The organism is Pararobbsia silviterrae (assembly GCF_003628125.1).
GTDB classification, from domain to species: Bacteria; Pseudomonadota; Gammaproteobacteria; order Burkholderiales; family Burkholderiaceae; genus Pararobbsia; species Pararobbsia silviterrae.
Window position 1 is genome coordinate 509,470 of record NZ_RBZU01000002.1, and the last position, 19,236, is coordinate 528,705.

Below are 19,236 nucleotides of genomic sequence, written 5' to 3' on the forward strand. Positions count from 1 at the left end.
GAAAGAATTGACAGGGAAATGTTTGATTAGCTCTGTTAATTGATTGGAAACGATTGCTAACGTCGTAACGATTGTCGCGTGACGAATGCACTCGGTTTAGTCCGAAATGCGCTTAAGGCGCTCCTAGCGATCGATGAGATGACGCCGGAGCGTAGACGATTCGGTCAGTGATCGATACGGCATGCGGTTGCCGTTGCAATCTTTATCGACGTTAGCAAACGTTGCGAATTGAATCGATGCGTTGCGTGGTTCGAACACAGCGATTCGACCCGGACAGGGGTGTCTGACAGCGCGAAACGGGGTGTCTGGCGTTGGTGCGGCTTCACGGTCGCACCGGAGCAGTTCGATTGTCCGCCGAGAATGGGCCATGCCATGAACCACATCTACCGCTTACGCTGGAGCATTTCCCTCAAGCAATGGGTCGTTGCGTCGGAGTGCGCGCGTCGACGCCCGGGCCGAGGCTTTAGGGCGTCCGGCAGGAACGCCGCGCATGCGATGGCCCTGCTGGTCGCCGCCGGCGCGCTTCTACTCGATTCCCCGGCCTATGCCGGCGGCGGGCCCACGGGCGGAAAAGTCACCTCGGGGATCGGCACGATCAGCCAGTCGGGCTCGACGACCACGATCGATCAAAGCAGCCAGACGCTCCAATTGAGTTGGCAAAGCTTCAATGTCGGCGCGGCGCAGACGGTCAATTTCGTCCAGCCGGGCAGCAGCGCGCTCGCGGTCAATCGCATCTACGACATGACGCCCAGCACGATCCTGGGCCATCTCAACGCCAACGGACAAGTCTGGCTGATCAATCCGAACGGCGTGCTGTTCGGTCCGTCCGCGCAGGTGAACGTCGGGGGCATCGTGGCATCCACGCTCGATGTCGGCGCCGATGGTTTGAGCGGAAACACGCGCCAGTTCAGCGGCAACGGCAAGGGAAGCGTCGTCAACCAGGGAACCATTGCGGTGGCGGACGGCGGCTATACCGTCCTGCTCGGCAACAAGGTCTCCAATCAAGGCGTGATCACGGCGCGGCTCGGCACGATCGCGCTCGCGGGCGGCAGCGCCGCCACGCTCACCTTCGACGGTTCGCAACTTCTCCACGTCCAGGTCGATGCGAGCACGCTGAACAATCTCGCTGAAAACCGGCAGTTGCTGGTTGCCGATGGCGGTCAAGTCATCATGACCGCCGGCGCGAAGAATTCGCTGCTGGCGAGCGTGGTCAACAACACGGGCATGGTGCGCGCGCAGACCGTGGACGACCACGAAGGTTCGATCGTGCTGCTCGGCGGCATGGCGGCCGGGCAGGTGAATGTGGGCGGCACGCTCGACGCGAGCGCGCCCAACGGCGGAAACGGCGGTTCGATCGAAACGTCCGCGGCTCAGTTCAGTATTGCGCCCAACACGACAATCACGGCAGCCGCGCCGCGCGGCCAAGCGGGCACATGGCTCGTCGACCCGACCGACCTCACGATCGACGCGACCGCGGCCGGCGAGATCTCCGACACGTTGAACGGCGGCACGAACGTCGTCGAGCAGACGACCGCATCGGGCGCGACCGGTTTCGGCGTGCAGAGTGCCGGGGCCGGCGACATCAACGTCAACGCCGCGATCAGTTGGACCAACTCCGTCGCGAGCCTGACGCTCGAAGCGCTCAATGCGATCAATATCAATGCGCCGGTCACCGGCGCGGGCGCGGTGACCATGCAGGCGGGCGCCGGCAATCTGACGATCGCCGCGGGCGCTTCGATCGTGGGCGGCGCGGGCGTCGTGCTGGCCACGAACGCGAACTTCGTGAACGACGCAGGCAGTTCGGCGGTCAGCACGGGGACGTCGGCGCCGTGGCTGATCTACTCGACCAATCCGACGCTCGATACGACCGATGGACTCACACCGTCGTTCGTCCAGTACAACGCGCCCTATGGGACGAGCGCGGCGGCCTCGGGTAACGGCTTTCTCTACAGCCTCGCGCCGACCATCACGCTCACGGGACTGACCGGCAGCGTGAGCAAGGTCTATGACGGCACGACGACCGCGGCATTGACGAGCGCCAATCTGCAGACCACCGGACTCGTCAACGGCGACGTCATCGCGAGCGCGACGGGGACCTATGCGACATCCGATGCCGGCACGGGAATCACCGTCAATTCTCCGACGTCCTTCGCCGGTGTCGTCGTCACGACGGCGGCGGGCATTCCCGCCTATGGGTATCAGGCCAAGGGGACCGCCTCCGCGGATATCGGCACGATCACGCCCGCGCCGCTCACGGTCGACATCGTCAACGATCCGACGAAGGTTTACGACGGCACCACGTCGGCACCGCTGACCGCCAGCAACTACAGCTTCACGGGATTCGTCGCGGGACAGGGCGCAAGCGTCAATCAAGCGAGCTCCGTGACCTATGCGAGCGCCGATGCCGGCACGAACATCCCCGTCAATGCGACCTTCACGTCGACCAATTTCGTGGCCAACACGGGGACGAACCTCGCGAATTACACGCTGCCGAGCTCGGCGTCCGGCACCGGCACGATCACGCCCGCGCCGTTGCTGATCAGCGGGCTTATCGCGAACAACAAGGTCTACGACGGCACGCGGGCCGATACGCTCAACGTGAGCGACGCCTCGCTCTTCGGCCTGATCAGCGCGGACGCCGGACAAGTCACGCTCGACACGAGCGGCGCGACCGGCACGTTCGCATCGCCCAATGTCGGGAACGCGATCTTCGTGGCGGCCACGGGATTCACGCTGACGGGTCCGAAGGCGAGCGACTATCAGATCTCGGCCCCGCTCGATCTCGCGGCCGATATCACACCGAAGGGCTTGACGATCACGGGCGTGACGGCCAACGACAAGGTCTATGACGCGACCACGTCGGCCACGCTGAACCTCGCCGATGCCACGATCACGGGGCTCGTGCCCGCGGACGCCGGCAATGTCACGTTGACGACGAGCGGCGCGACCGGCGCATTCAGCCAGTCGAACGTGGGCAACAACCTGCCCGTGTCGGTCAACGGCATGACGCTGGGCGGATCGGCGGCCGGCAACTATTCGGTGACCGCGATCACCGGCATCACCGCGAATATCACGCCGGCGCCGCTCACGATCACGTTCCTCGGTTCGCCGACCAAGGTCTACGACGGCAGCGTCAACGCCACGCTGACGCAAGCGAACTACACGATCTCGGGTTTCGTGGGCGGGCAGAGCGCGACCATCGGACAAACCGGCGCGACCTATGCGACGCCGAATGCGGGCACCGGCATTGCCGTGACCGCGACGGTCACCGCTTCCGATTTCGTGCCGGCGGCCGGGACATCGATGTCGAACTACACGTTCCCATCGAGCGTGACCAGCCCGAGCGGCATCATCACCCCTGCGCCGGTCGAAGTGAACATCATCAACAACCCGACCAAGGTCTACGACGGCACCGATACGGCCACGCTCGGCGCGGACAACTACGAGGTCGTCGGCGCGATCCCGGGCGAGTCGATCACGCTGAATCCTTACCCGACGACGGGTGCCTATGCATCGCCCAATGTCGGTTTCCAAGGCGTGAGCGCGACGCTCCCGGCAAGCGACTTCCAGGCCGGGTCGAACACGCTGTTGTCGAACTACGCGCTACCGGCCACCGCGACGGGGTTGGGGACGATCGTCCAGAAAGCCATCGTCGACCAGCTCACGGCATCGATCACGAACAACCCGTCAAAGACGTATGACGGGACCACGGTCGCCACGATTCCGGCCAGCGACTTCACGCTGTCCGGCTTCGTCGGGACCGACAGCGCGACGGTGTCGCAGACCGTCACAGGACAGTACGCGACGAAGAACGCCGGACAGCAGCCTGTTTCGGCGACGCTCACGGAGTCCGACCTGACGGCGGGGCCCGGCACGAACCTGAACAATTACTCGTTCCCCGTGACGGCCTACGGCATGGGCACGATCCTTCCGGCTCAGCTCACGGTCACGATCATCGGCAACCCGACCAAGGTCTATAACGGCGATACGATCGCGCGCGTCGGCAGCAGCAACTTCCAGATCACCGGCTTCGTGAGCGGCGAGGGGGCGAGCATCACGCCCACCGCGCAATTCAACTACGCGTCGGCGAATGCGGGGAGCTGGACCGTCAGCGGGGCGCTCGTGCCGGGCAACTATACGGCCGAGAGCGGCACGCTGCTCACGAACTATCTGCTCCCCACCATGGCGTCCGGCCCCGGCCTGATCACGCAGGCGCCGCTCTACATCCTGAATGCGTATGCCACCGACAAGGTCTACGACACGACGACCTCCGATACGCTCAATGTCAGCACCGCGGCGCTGTCGGGCGTGATCCCGTCCGACGCGGGCAATGTCACGCTCAATACGTCCACCACGGGCACGTTCGCGCAGTCCAACGTGGGCAACAACATTGCCGTGACGGCGAGCGGCTTCAGCATCTCGGGCAGCGCCGCCGGCAATTACGTGCTGCAACCGCTCACCGGGCTGACCGCGAACATCACGCCCGCGCTACTGACCGTCAGCGGTGCGGTGGCGAACAACAAGGTCTACGACGCAACGACCAATGCGACGATCAACAGCAGCGATGCCACGCTGTCGGGCGTGCTCGGCAGCGACAGCGTCACGCTCTCGTCGGGCAGCGCCACGGGGCAGTTCATCACGCCGAATGCGGGTACCAATCTGCAGGTCTTCGCGAGCGGCTTCACCCTGAGCGGGCCGCAGGCGGGCAACTATGTCGTCTCGCAGCCGTCGAATCTGTTCGCCAATATCACGCCGGCGCCGCTCTCGGTGACGATCACCGGAAACCCCATCAAGCAGTACGACGGCACGACGTCGGTGACGCTCGGCGCGTCCGACTTCACGATTACGGGCTTTGTCGCGGGCCAAAGCGCAACGATCACGCAGACCGCATCGAGCGGCTATCTCTCGCCTAACGTCGGCACGAACATCGGGATCGGCGCCACGCTCGAGCCGCCCGACTACTCGGCGGCGGTGGGCACCAAGCTGTCGAACTACACGCTGCCGACCTCGGCGAGCGGCACGCTCGGCGAGATCACCGCGAAGGTCATCGACCTCACCGGCACGCGCGTCTACGACGGCACGACGAATGCAACCTCGGTCCTGTTCTCGAGTGACGGCGTGATCGACGGCGTCAACGGACAGACGCTGACGCTGAGCGGCGTCGGCACGCTGCCCACCAAGGATGTCGGCAACCAGATTCCGCTGTCGAGCCTCGGCACGCTGACGCTCGGCAACGGAAGCGGCCTCGCGAGCAATTACACCTTGGTCGGCGGCACGGATTGGGTGACGATCACGCCCGCGACGCTGACCGTGCTCAATACGACCGCGCTCGACAAGGTCTACGACGGCACGGCGGCCGCGACCCTGCAGAACGCGCTGTTGAGCGGCGTGATCGGCAGCGACACCGTCGTGCTCGGCAACGACACGACGGGGACGTTCAACAACAAGAACGTGGGCACCAACAAGCCGGTATCCACGCAGATGACCATTTCGGGCGCGGATGCGGGCGACTACACGCTCGTTCAGCCGAGCGGCATCACGGCGAACATCACCTCGCTGGGCATCACCGTCGTGGCCGCCGGCATCGACAAACAATACGACGGCACGACGACCGCGCAAGTCAATATGAGCAGCACCGGCGTGGTGGCGGGCGACAACGTGGTCTTCGGCGATACGTCGGCCAACTTCTCGCAAGCGAATGTCGGCAACAATCTGCCGGTGTCGGTGTTGGGGATTACGGCCAGCGGCACCGACGCCGGCAACTACACGCTGCTCAATTCGAGCGCCGATACCACGGCGAGCATCACGCCGCGTGTGCTGAGCCTGCAGGGCACGCGTGTCTACGACACGACGACGAATGCCGATTCAAGCCTGTTCGCGACCGGCGGTTCGATCGCCGGCGTCAATGGCGAGACGCTGACGCTGAGCGGCACCGGCACGCTGACCAGCAAGAACGTCGGCAATCAAGTGCCGTTTTCGAACCTCGGTACGCTTGCGCTCGGCAACGGGACCGGCCTGTCGAGCAACTACACGCTCGCCGGCGGCACGGACTGGGTGACGATCACGCCGGTCACGCTCACGGTGTCCGGCACGGTCGCCCATGACAAGCAGTACGACGGCAACTCCGACGCGGCGTTGACGGGCGCCACCCTGGTCGGTGTGCTCGGTTCGGATAACGTGGTGTTGGGCGACGACACCGTCGGCCAGTTCAACGACAAGAATGTCGGTACCGACAAGCCGGTGACCACGAGCATGACGGTCTCGGGCACCGATGCGGGGAACTACCTGCTGATCCAACCGGCGGGCCTCACGGCCAGCATCACGACGTTGCCGATCCTCGTGGTCGTCGCCACGGGCAGCAACAAGGTCTACGACACCACGACGACCGCGACGGTCGCGCTCAGTAGCCCCACCGTCGTGTCGGGCGACAACGTGACGTTTAGCGATACGTCCGCGAACTTCGCGACGGCCAACGTCGGCAACGCGATTCCGATTTCCGTGCTCGGTATCGGTATCAGCGGCGCCGATGCCGGCAACTATGTGCTGCAAACCACGTCCGCGACGACGAGCGCCAATATCACGCCGTACGTGCTGAACCTGCAGGGCGCACGCGTCTATGACGCGACGACGAACGCCAACGCGAATCTGTTCGGCAACAGCGGCGTGCTCACGGGCGCGAACGGTCAGACGCTGACGCTATCGGGCACCGGCACGCTCGCGAGCAAGAACGTGAACAGCGCGCAGCCGTTTGCCGCAAACGGTCTCGCGGGTTACACGCTCACGGGCAACGGCAGCGCGCTCGCCAGCAATTACACGCTCGTCGGCGGCACGGACTGGGTGACGATCACGCCGGCGCCGCTGACCGTCGTCGGCACGACGGTGGACACCAAGGTCTACGACGCCACGACCGCGGCCACGCTGAGCGGCGCGACCCTCGCCGGCGTCTTGGGCAGCGACGCCGTGACGCTCGACAACGGTACGACAGGCACGTTCAACGACAAGAACGTGGGCACCGACAAGCCGGTGACCGCAAGCATGTCGATTTCAGGCGCCGACGCGGGGAATTACACGTTCACGGGGCCGAGCGGCCTGACGGGCACGATCACGCCGCTCGCGATCACGATCGGCGCGACGGCGCAGAACAAGACGTATGACGGCACGACCGCGGCTACGGCAACGGTCGGCACCACGGGCGTGCTGAGCGGCGACGTCGTGAACTTCGGTTTCGCGCCGGGCAACGCGAACTTCGCGACGCCGAACGCGGGCAACGGCATTCAGGTCACGGTGAACGACATCACGGCGAGCGGAGCGGATGCGGGCAATTACACGTTCAATACCACGGCGACCACCACGGCGAATATCCTGCCCTTCGTGCTGAACCTCAACGGCACGCGCGTCTACGACGGCACGACGGGCGCCGCGGCCGGTCTGTTCGGTAACGACGGCGTACTGACGGGCGCGAACGGCGAAACGTTGACGCTCTCCGGAACCGGCGCGCTGTCCTCGAAGGACGTGGGCACGCAGGTGCCGTTCGCGGCCAACGGCCTCGCGGGTTTCACGCTCACGGGCAATAGCGGCGCGCTGCCGAGCAACTACACGTTCACGGGCGGCACGGACTGGGTGACGATCACGCCGCTCAGCATCTCGGTCAGCGCGACGGCCCAGAACAAGACCTACGACGGTACGACGGCCGCCACGGCCACCATCACGCCATCCGGCGTGCTGTCCGGCGACACCGTCAACTTCAGCTTTGCGGCCGGCAACGCGAACTTCGCCACGCCGAACGCGGGCAACGGCATTCAGGTCACGGTGAGCGGCATCACGGCGAGCGGCGCGGACGCCGGCGACTACACGTTCAACCCGACCGCGACGACCTCGGCGGACATCTATCCCTATGCGCTGACGCTGACGGGCACGCGCGTCTATGACGGGACGACGGCCGCCAATGCCAGCCTCTTCGGCAACAATGGGGTACTCATGGGCGTCAACGGCGAGACGCTGACGCTGTCCGGCTCGGGCACGCTTGCGAGCAAGAACGTGAACAGCGCGCAGCCGTTCGCGGCGAACGGCGTGGCGGGCTTCACGCTCGCGGGCAACAACGGGGCGCTGGCGTCCAACTACACACTCGGTACCGGCGTCGGCGACTGGGTCGACATCACGCCCAAGGCCTTGACGATCTCGGCGGTCGGCGAGAACAAGGTCTACGACGGCACGACGACCGCGCAGCTCAGCAGCTTCACCGTCAGCGGTCTCGTCGGCAACGACAATGCCTCCGTCGGTTACAGCGCCGCCAATTTCGCCACGCCGAACGTCGGCACGGATATTCCGATCACGGTCAATCTGTACGGAAACGGCACCGACATCAGCAACTATGTATTCGGAAGTTCGGTCGTCACGACGAGCGCGGACATCACGCCCAAGGCGCTGACCGTCACGGCCACCGCGCAGAACAAGACCTATGACGCGACGACCACGGCCACGCTCGGCGGCTTGTCGGTGAGCGGCCTCGTGGCGGGCGATACGGCGACCTTTACGGCCGGCAGCGCGAACTTCGCCACGGCCAATGCGGGCAACGATATCCCGGTCACTGTCGCGGGGATCACGGGCACGGGCAGCGATCTCGGGAACTACACGTTCAACTCGACGACGACCACGAGCGCCGACATCCTGCCCTATGTCTTGAACTTGACCGGCACGCGTGTCTATAACGGCACCAGCACGGCAAGCGCGAGCCTCTTCGGCAACGATGGGCAATGGACGATCTTCACCGGACAGACGCTCACGCTGTCCGGATCGGTCAATCTGCTCGACAAGAACGTCGGCACGCAGAAGCCGTTCTCGCTCGGCGCCCTCAGCGGGTTGACGCTGACGGGCAACGGCTCGACGCTGGCGAGCAACTACACCTTGGTCGGCGGCGTCGACTGGGTCACGATCACGCCGCTCGCCGTCAACGTGGTCGCGACCGGTTCCAGCAAGGTCTACGACGGCTCGCGCACGGCCACGGTCGGCCTCGCGAGCGACGGCATTCTGAGCGGCGACAGCGTCAGCTTCAATGCGCAATCGGCGAACTTCGTGACGCCCAACGCCGGTAACAACATTCCGATTCTCGTCACGGGCATCACGGGCATCGGCGCGGATGCGTCGAACTACACCTTCAATACGGTGGCGGCGACGTCGGCCAACATTACGCCGTTTGTCCTGAGCCTCACGGGCAGCCGCACGTATGACGCGACGACGGACGCGTCGGCGGGTGTGTTCGGGACGAACGGCGTGCTGCAGGGCGTGAACGGCGAGACGCTCACGCTGTCGGGCAATGGGGTCTTGTCGAGCAAGAATGTGGGCAACCAGATCGCATTCGCGACGGGCGGGCTCTCGGGCTATACGCTGACCGGCAACGGCGCGGCGCTCGCCGGCAACTACACGCTGACGGGCGGCGTGGATTGGGTCACGGTCACGCCGGCGCTGCTCACGGTCGCGAACACGCAGACGACGAACCGGACCTATAACGGTACGGTCTACGACACGCTCCTCGACGCGACGTTGTCGGGCGTGTTCGGCGGCGATAGCGTCACGCTCGGCAACGGCGCCGTCGGTTACTTCGATAACCCGAACGTCGGATTCAACAAGCCCGTCAGCACGGCGATGACGATCAGCGGCGCCGATGCGGGCAACTACGTGTTGGCGCAGCCGAGCGGCTTGTACGCCGACATCATCACGCCGATTTCTCCGGTGCCGCCGGGCACGATTGCGAGCGTCGACGCCTTTGCCGGCCCGCAGGATCTCGAGACGCCGTACGGCACGGCATCCGATACGGCGAGAGGCAATTTCACGGGCAATCAGATGCAGGAGGAAGTCCCGAATCAGCGCAACGTGGTGCGTGCGGACTTCCATCCGGGGATGGGACTCACGGTCCTGGACGGCGGGGTTCGCATGCCCGCGGACTGAGGGCTGAGCGCGCTAACGAGACGACGCGGATCGATACGAAACGAATCGACACAACACAACACGACACGGCGCGCGAAGCGGCGCGGCTCACGAGACATTCAAACCTTGACCATGATCGAGATTCGCTCGAACCGCCAGCATCCAATACGAACCTGCCTCGCGCTTGCCCTCACGGCAGCGGCGTTTGCCGCGCACGGGCAGGCGCGCGTGACGACCCCGAACAACGGGAGCGGCCAACTGCTTCAGCAGGCGCCGCAACCTTCATTTCAGCCCCCGCCTTCGAACCTCGATCTGACGATTCAGTCTCCGAAGAGCGCGCCGGTCGACAACACGAAAACCTTCCTGGTGCGCACGATCGAGATCGTCGGCAATACCGAGCTGCCTGCCGAGCTATTGCACGATACCGTGGCGTCGAGCGAGGGCAAGGACCTCACGTTGAGCGATCTCAATGCGCTTGCCGATCGCATCAGCGATGTCTATCACCAGCACGGCTTTCCGCTCGCCACGGCCTATGTGCCGGCACAGACGATCGAGAACGGCGTCGTGCGGATCAACGTGGCCGAGGCGCGGTACGGCGCGGTGACGCTGAACAATAAGAGCGGCGTGTCGGACCGCGTGTTGAACAACACGCTCGCGGCGCTTCAGCCGGATCAGCCGGTCACGGAATTTCAGCTCGAGCGCACGCTGCTTTTGATGCAAGACATCCCGGGTGCGGAGGTCACCTCGACGATGCGGCCCGGCGAGCAGGTCGGCACGTCCGATATGCTCGTCGACGTGACGCCGCAGCCGCGCGTGACGGGCGACGCGGGCGTCGACAATTTCGGCGATCCCTATAGCGGCCGTGTGCGGGGCAGCGGCAACCTGACGATCAACAGCCCGCTGAATCAAGGCGACTTGCTGGATTTCAGCGCGCTGACGTCGGGCTCCGGCATGACCTATGGGCGCATGGACTACCGGTACCTGCTCAACGGACAGGGCACGACGCTGGGCGTCAATGTGTCGGGGCTCGACTATCACCTTCACAACGATCTTTCCGATCTGCAGGCGCACGGTTCGGCTTTCGTCGCGGGCGCGGTGTTGTCCCAGCCCTTGATCCGCAATACGGCGGGCAATCTCTACGGTCAGATCGAGTACGACTTCAGAAGGCTCAATGACAATATCGATGTGATCGGTCTGCAGAGCGATCGTCACACGGACAGCGTAACGGCCACGCTTGCCGGCGACGAACTCGATGCGAGCGGCGTGACGAACGGGCGTATTGCGATGACGTATGGCGTGCTTGCCGCCAACAATCTCCAAACGGAAATCGTCGATCAGTTGGGCGCCGATACCGCGGGCCATTATGCGAAGCTCGCGCTGTCGACGTCGAGGCTTCAGCAACTCACGCATTACGACGCGCTCTACGTCGGTTTCTCGGGGCAGACGTCGAGCAAGAACATCGACACGTCCGAGCAGTTCTATCTGGGCGGCCCCGATAGCGTGCGGGGCTACGACGTCGGCGTGCTATCGGGTTCGCGCGGCTATCTGGCGACGGTCGAATATCGTCACGATGCGACGTTCCAGAGCATTCCGGGTATCTGGCAGTTTTCCGCCTTCGTCGATACCGGCTGGGTCCAGGTGTTCAAGGACCCGTTCGTTCCCGGGCCCAACACCGGTCAACTCAGCAGCGCGGGCTTCGGCCTGCAATGGAACGGGCCCTACAAGCTCCTGATCACGAGCAGCGTCGCATTTCCGTTCGGGCGGACACCCGAGATACTCAGTACGAACGCCAACACGTCCGTACATTGTTGGCTGCAGCTTCGCAAGGCGTTCTAGATACGATGCGCAACCGGCCGCTTAGGATCTGAAGCCGGTCGTATTTGCACTGGCCGAGTTGTCGATGCGGCGGGCTTGGGAATCATGCGCATGAACGAATCGTGCGATACCCGATCGCCGTCATTGTCCCCCTGTTTGCCTCAAGACACCGATCGAGTCCACCTACACTCGTGTTCGTGCGGCGCTTGATCGACGTGACCTCGCACATCGCACCGGCACGAATTCCCATCCGAGTCGTCGTTGATACGCGAGCGAATGCTTGCAAGGGAGGCCAACGTGGATCGACGTGAGTTTCTTTTCGCGGCGGCGGCGACACGCGTTGCCGCATCGGGTGGCGGGGTCTCTCAAGCTGCGGCGGCCGAGGGTTCGCAAGCACACGCGCCAGCGCCAGGGGAATCGGAACCGCTTGGAGGCCGGCCGCCCGCGGGCGCAACGGCGTCGACGCAAGATTTTGACTATCAGATCAAATATCACCGGGCGTTCGAAGCGGTGCTCTGGAATATGCCTGCGATTGCAATCTATTCTTTCCGACGCGCCGCATTCGACACTCTGGGAGCGAAAGACAACGACATCATCGCGTATTCGGCGCCCGCGACGCCGAGGCTCGAAGCCATCACGGCCAATAGCACGACACCGTACATCGCGTCATACACGGATCTGCGCACGGGCCCGGCGGTGCTCGAAGTCCCTGCTGCCGGTCCGGACGGGAGTCTCTACGGGCAGGTCGTCGATGCCTGGCAATACACCATCGCGGATGTCGGACCGTCAGGGCTCGACAAGGGCAAGGGCGCCAAATTCCTGTTCACGCCTCCCGGATACAAGGGCGACGTGCCGAAAGGGTATATCCACGTCGCATCGCCGAACTATCGAATCGCGTTCGCGTTTCGCTCGGTCCCCGCACCGGGCAAGAGCACCGCGGATGCGTACCGGTATGCGCAACGCCTGCGGATGTACTACTTGTCGGAGGCCGCCGATCCGCCGAAACAACGCTTCATCGACCCGATCAACGAGCGCTATCCGACGCTGCCGTTCTACGACGAACGCCACTTCGAGGACATGCACGACATCATGAGCGTCGAGCCGGTCAAGGAGCAGGACAAGGTCATGATGGGCATGCTGACGTCGCTCGGCATCGAAAAAGGGAAGCCGTTCGCACCGGACGACACCGCGCGGAAGGCGATGCGCCAGGCAGCCATCGATGCGTGGTTTTTTCTGCAGTCGTATTTCGACGATGTCATTGCGAAACGCGTCTTCTGGCCCGACCGGCATTACGTCTCGTTGATGCAGACCGATGCAAACCGAATGTTCACGTTCACCTATGCGGACCGCATCGACTTGATCGAGCGCGCGGCCGAATATTTTTGGTGCACGTATATGCCTAAGGTCTACGCCGAGTCTCCTGCCAACCAGTACCTCGTTGCACTGTCGGACAAGAACGGTAACCCGATGGCCCCCGGCAAGCTCTACAAGGTCGAGGTACCCAGGGACATGCCCGTCAAGCAGTTCTGGGCTTTGACTGTCTATGACCATGCCACCTTCTCATTCATCTATTCCGAATCAAACCGCACGACGCTGTCGTCTTACGATCTAGCCAAGATGACGAAGAACGCTGACGGCAGCGTCACGCTGTACGTCGGGCCAAGCGCGCCGGCGGGACTCGATGCGAACTGGATTCCGACGAGTGGCAAGCGGCCCATGCCGACGTTCCGCTTTTACGGCGCGACTGACGCGCTGAATACAAAGGCTTTCAAAATGCCGGACTTCGAGGAAACGAGCGTATGAAAGCCAATGAATCGAGTCGTCTGCGCGTCGCGTTGTGCGTGTCGGCTACCGTGCTGCTATCGAGCATCGGCGCATGGATGCCGGGCGCATCCGCGCAGACCGCGCTGGCGCCCATCGTCGATGCCAATCACGACGCCTTGGCGAACGCGCCATTTGCAGGCGATTTCCCAACCGCGGATACGGCGAAGGCCTTGAGTGAAGAGCTGTATTTCGAGCGGGCCGTACAGGTCTATCTCTGGTCTCTGCCCGCGGTCAATCTGTTCGCGATGAAGGAAGGGTCCGAGAAAACGTACGGAGCCGGATATCACGTGCTGCCGGTATGGAAGGAGCGGTTGAACGCCAAAACCAAGGTGACCACGCCGAACTCCGATTGTCTCTATGCGATGGGTTATGTGGACCTTGCAAAGGATGGTCCCATCGTGGTCGAGGTTCCACCGAAAACACAGGGCATTCTGGACGACTTCTTCCAGCGTCCGCTGACCGGACCCGTGATCGGCGGCAAGACGTACACGGGTGATTTCGGTTTCGTCGGACCCGACGCGGGCAAGGGCGGCAACTATCTGATCGTGCCCTGGAACTACAGCCATCCTGCGCCCAAGGGCTACTACGTCTATCGTTCGCGCACGAACAACGTGCTGGTGTTCTTCCGAGCCTTCTTTACGGACCCGAAAAACTTGGCGCCGCCGAATCAGCTTGTCGCAGCCACGCATATCTATCCCTATGGGAAACGTGAAAGCGCTCTGGCCATGGAATTTCCCGATGGTTCGTCGACGCCCGCCTTCATGCTATTTCCGCAAGACGGGACCTATTTCGACATGCTGGCGCGCTTTGTCGAACAAGAGACCGTCGACCCTGCCGATATGGACATGCGCGGCATGATGGCGGCCATCGGAATTCAGAAGGGCAAGCCGTTCGAGCCGACGCAGCGGCAGCGCGAGCTGCTCGACAAGGCGGCGAAGACGGCGTTCAAGATGAGCAAGGACGAGATATTCAATGCGCTCGCGAGCCAGCCGGGGGGGAGGTACTACCCGGATCGACAGTGGGTGAATGTCTTCGCCGGACAGAATCCGGAATTCAAAGCGAGCGGCACGTTCACGAATCTGGTTCAGCGGGATGCCTACTTTACGTCGGCGTACGCAGCGAGCCCCGGCATGGTCGTCGATATCGTCGAGAAGGGGGCGAAGTACCCGTCGACATGGCGAGACGCCGACGGCAACTATCTGGACGGAGCGAAAACATACCAGTTGCACTTGCCCCCCAATGTTCCTGCAGCGAACTTCTGGTCAGTCACGGTCTACGATTCGATCACCGCATCGGGGCTCGAGAACGGGCAACCGTTGCCGTCACTCAATTCGATGGACAAGCCGGCGGCGAACCAGGACGGCTCGTTCGATCTTTATTTCGGCCCGAGCGCGCCGGCAGGTCAGGAAAGCAATTGGGTGCAGACCGTTCCCGGCAAGGGCTATTTCGTCATCCTTAGACTGTACAGCCCGAAACAGGCGTTCTTCGATCAGACGTGGAAACCGGATGACATGAAACGCGTCGATCGTTGAATACGCCGCGCGTCCCGTTTTCTTAAGCATCGTAGACGTCTTCCTGATCCGACGACTCGAACACGCAAGCCAGGCGGTGTGCTTTCGCCGTCGGCCAAAACGTCGAGCGGGTGTTGTGTGTCTTGAGATCGATAGCGCGCTGCGTCGCAGCCGGACATCAATTCAACACGATGTTGGCGTATCGATAGACGCGCCGCATAGCGATGTTCGGAGTATTGAGCATCGAATGAAGACGAAACGGATATGCGGACTCTGTGCAGCGTGCGTGACGCCGAGACGAGATCACACGGGCCGTGTCGCTCGTGAGCGCCAGGTGTAGGTCGCGCACTCGGCGAAACACACTTACGAGAATCGGAGGTGTTCAGTGACGATCGAGCACAATCGGCTTGACGAAGCCCACAGGCCTGATAAGCCGTGGCGGAAGTGGGGGCCGTACCTTTCGGAGCGTCAGTGGGGGACCGTTCGCGAAGATTACAGCGAGTCCGGTGACGCATGGAATTACTTCACTCACGATCAGGCACGCTCGCGGGCATACCGCTGGGGAGAAGACGGCCTTGCGGGACTCTCCGACGATCATCAGCAGCTTTGCTTTGCGTTAAGCCTCTGGAATGGACAGGACCCGATTCTCAAGGAGCGCTTGTTCGGATTGACCAACAGCGAAGGGAATCACGGCGAGGACGTCAAAGAATGCTATTTCTATCTCGACTCGACGCCGACTCATTCGTACATGAAATATTTGTACAAATATCCGCAGGCGCCGTTTCCCTATGCGGACCTCGTCGCCACCAATCGAGCACGCTCCAGACACGACTTCGAATACGAACTCACGGATACGGGCGTATTCGACGATGACCGGTATTTCGATGTGTTCGTCGAGTACGCGAAGGCCACGCCCGAAGACATCCTGATCGAGATCACCGTCGCTAATCGCGGCGCCGATCCGGCCGTGCTGCACGTGCTGCCGACACTCTGGTTTCGCAATGTCTGGTCATGGGGTGACGCGGTCGAGCGTCCCACGCTGCGGCAGATCGTTGCGAGCGAGTCGGGGAGTGTGGTTGCCATTTCACATGCCGAGCTGGGCGAGCGCTTCCTGTACTGCGAAGGTGCCGCGTCGCTGTTGTTCACCGAGAATGAAACGAATACCGAACGTCTTGTCGGCGTGCCGAATCGAACGCCGTACGTCAAGGACGGCTTCCACCGCTACGTGGTCGACGGCCAGGAGGCGGCGGTCAATCCCGAGCGGAGCGGGACAAAAGCGGCGGCCCTTTATCGGCTGACCGTCGGCGCGCATGCGTCATGCACGGTACGCCTGCGTCTTTGCGACGAAGCACCGAATAATCTGCCGGTCGAGCGGATGTACGCCAAACAATTCGGTCCCGGGTTTGCGGCGGTGCTCGACAGCCGACGCCAGGAAGCGGACGCCTTCTATGCAACCGTCATTCCATCGTCGCTGGATGCCGATGCCACGCGTGTGATGCGTCAGGCGCTGGCCGGCATGCTGTGGTCGAAGCAGTTCTATTACTACGACGTCGAAAAGTGGCTGACCGATGGCGGTGTCGATCCGCTCAGCCGCAAGCGACGCGCTCCGCGCAATGACCGCTGGCAGCACATGTATAACGCGGACGTCGTGTCGATGCCCGACAAGTGGGAGTACCCGTGGTACGCGGCCTGGGATCTCGCGTTCCATGTTCTCGCGCTCACGCTCGTGGACGAAGCGTTCGGCAAGCAACAACTCGACCTGATGCTCAGAGAGCGCTATTTGCATCCGAACGGGCAGCTCCCCGCGTATGAGTGGAATTTCGGCGACGTCAACCCGCCGGTCCATGCATGGGCCACGATCTTCACCTATCGTCTCGAACAGATGCAAAGCGGTCACGGCGATCTCGAATGGCTGGAGCGTGCGTTTCCGAAGTTGCTGCTCAACTTCACATGGTGGGTCAATCGCAAGGACAGCGACGGCAACAACGTCTTCGAGGGCGGTTTTCTGGGGCTCGACAACATCGGCGTGTTCGACCGCAGCGCGCCGCTGCCCACAGGCGGATCGCTCGAACAGGCCGACGGCACGGCATGGATGGCGCTGTTCTGCCAAAACATGCTTGAGATTGCCGCGCAGCTCGCGCGGGAACGCCCGGCGTACGTGGATATATGCGTCAAGTTCGTCGCGCATTTTCTGTGGATCGCTTCGTCCGTGATGAACGCGGGCGACAACGTCGGGCTGTGGGATGAAGAAGACGGGTTCTTCTACGACGTGCTGCGATTGCCCGATGGCCGCGCCGAGCGGCTCAAGGTCCGTTCGATGGTCGGGCTGTTGCCGCTTTGCGCGGTCACCTCGTTCGACGGCGATCTCATCCGGCAATATCCGGAGACGCGACGCGAGTTTGCGAGATTTATCGAAACGCGTCCCGAGGTCGTCGAGTTCATCCACGATCCGCGGACCGAGGGCGTGAAAGGCCGGCATCTCGCCTCGATCCTGAGTGAAGACAAGCTGCGACGGGTGCTCGCGAAGATGCTCGACGAGAACGAATTTCTGAGTCCGTTCGGCATCCGCTCGCTCTCTCGCTACCATGCCGAGCATCCGTATGTGTATCGCGTCGGAGATCAGGAATATCGGGTTTCGTATCTACCGGCGGAATCCGATACCGGGATGTTCGGGGGCAATTCGAACTGGCGAGGTCCGATCTGGATGCCCGTCAACGGCCTCATCATTCGCGCGCTGCTTCAGTATTTCATGTACTACGGCAATGACTTCACGATCGAATGTCCAACGGGTTCCGGACGACAGATGACCCTCTATCAGATCGCCGAGGAACTCGTGCGGCGGCTTTCGAGCATCTTCTTGCGCAATGCCGACGGGTATCGCCCCGTCCATGGAGGCAACCGGCGTTTCCACGACGATCCGCACTGGAAGGACTACGTCCTGTTCTACGAGTACTTCCACGGCGATAACGGCGCGGGTCTCGGCGCAAGTCATCAAACGGGCTGGACTGGAATCATTTCGCGTGCGATGCATTTGTTCGCCACCACAACGGCCGAACAGTTTCTCGAACTCGGCAAGGGGGCCGCGTTTGTTCAAGCGGAGGCTGAGAGCGAAGTGAAGGACCGTGCAGGCGTATCGGGTTGAGTGCAACACCCGCTCGCCGCGCCTGCGACAAACGGATCGCGATCGCCTGCCGTGCAGAGCGCGTGATCGCGGCGATGCGGACTCCCACCCAGCCGTGCCAAGTGGAGTCGGAAATACGTCAAGAGAACGTCGATATGTCCGGGAACAGGCATTGCGCCGCATAGGCATAGGGCGCCGTTCGTTCGTCAGGGATGAATGCGAGGAGCGCGCGCGCATCGATGCCCGATTCATACCGAGGTGACGCATGGACAACGACCACGAGCAGAGCCGCGACAAGCGCGACCAAGGGAAGGCGAATCCGACTCAGAGCCAGCAAAACGCGATCAGCGCTCAGAGCCCTGCCAAAGAGCCCGCCCACGAAACTGCGCACGCCGACCCCGGAAAAATGGAGAAGAGCTTCGCCAATGCTTCGCCCGAAGGGCATCACCCTGACACGAAGCAGGATGAAACGCGGCGCGTCGCGCGCAACGCCACGCCGCTGCCGAACGTCGACGTGAGCCACAAAGCGATCGATCATCCGGACCCGTATATGGCTGCGCGTTCGCGGATCATTTCGCACGATACCGCCGGCACCGAAGCCACCGACGGAACGGTCGACACCGACGGAAAAGGCCGCGAGGCGCAGCGCGAACGCAAGCCGCGTCAGGATCACTTCATTCATTCCAACGCGACACCCGATGAGCATGTGCCGACGTCGCCATTCGGCCTGGGCGGCATCGACAGCCGATTCGAAGGGCCGGGTGTTCATATCGCGACGCAACCGGGGTGGCGCGTCGTCGATCTCGGCACGTCCGTGAGGGATGAATTCAATGGTCCTCGCACATCGCATCGAATTCGACTCGAGCACACCTCGCAGCCGAGCCTAGGCAATCCCGGAGCTTCGACGGAAGCGACGCCCGACAGTGAGCGTGACGCCGACGTCGTTGAGGAAAGGAAGGGGGAAAGAAGCGAGGAAGCGGCACATCATTGACTGCCGTGCCCTTCGTGCTCGATCGCCTGGAACGGAATCACACGTATCGC

6 protein-coding genes are annotated in these 19,236 nt (G+C 62.9%); all 6 read left to right on the plus strand.

The window, feature by feature from the left end; translation table 11 throughout:
* Window positions 1-372: 372 nt before the first annotated feature.
* The 6 genes from D7S86_RS07635 (at window position 373) to D7S86_RS07660 (ending at window position 19,186) form a co-directional block, all read left to right on the plus strand.
* Complete coding sequence (locus tag D7S86_RS07635; RefSeq protein WP_158601891.1) at window positions 373-9,945, plus strand: YDG domain-containing protein; 9,573 nt, start codon at window positions 373-375, stop codon at window positions 9,943-9,945.
* A gap of 111 nt (window positions 9,946-10,056) precedes the next feature.
* Window positions 10,057-11,760, plus strand: coding sequence for a ShlB/FhaC/HecB family hemolysin secretion/activation protein (locus tag D7S86_RS07640; protein ID WP_121085119.1), 1,704 nt, complete (start codon window positions 10,057-10,059; stop codon window positions 11,758-11,760).
* Window positions 11,761-12,261: 501 nt separating this feature from the next.
* Window positions 12,262-13,542 (plus strand): DUF1254 domain-containing protein, encoded by a 1,281-nt coding sequence (locus D7S86_RS07645; RefSeq protein ID WP_240648029.1) that lies wholly within the window; start codon window positions 12,262-12,264, stop codon window positions 13,540-13,542.
* Window positions 13,539-15,095, plus strand: coding sequence for a DUF1254 domain-containing protein (locus D7S86_RS07650; protein ID WP_240648030.1), 1,557 nt, complete (start codon window positions 13,539-13,541; stop codon window positions 15,093-15,095). Before D7S86_RS07645 ends, D7S86_RS07650 begins: the two co-directional genes overlap by 4 nt.
* Before the next feature lie 364 nt (window positions 15,096-15,459).
* Complete coding sequence (locus tag D7S86_RS07655) at window positions 15,460-18,216, plus strand: MGH1-like glycoside hydrolase domain-containing protein (protein ID WP_121085122.1); 2,757 nt, start codon at window positions 15,460-15,462, stop codon at window positions 18,214-18,216.
* A gap of 244 nt (window positions 18,217-18,460) precedes the next feature.
* Window positions 18,461-19,186: a DUF3005 domain-containing protein gene (locus D7S86_RS07660; protein ID WP_121085124.1), complete on the plus strand. Its 726-nt coding sequence runs from the start codon at window positions 18,461-18,463 to the stop codon at window positions 19,184-19,186.
* Window positions 19,187-19,236: the final 50 nt, after the last annotated feature.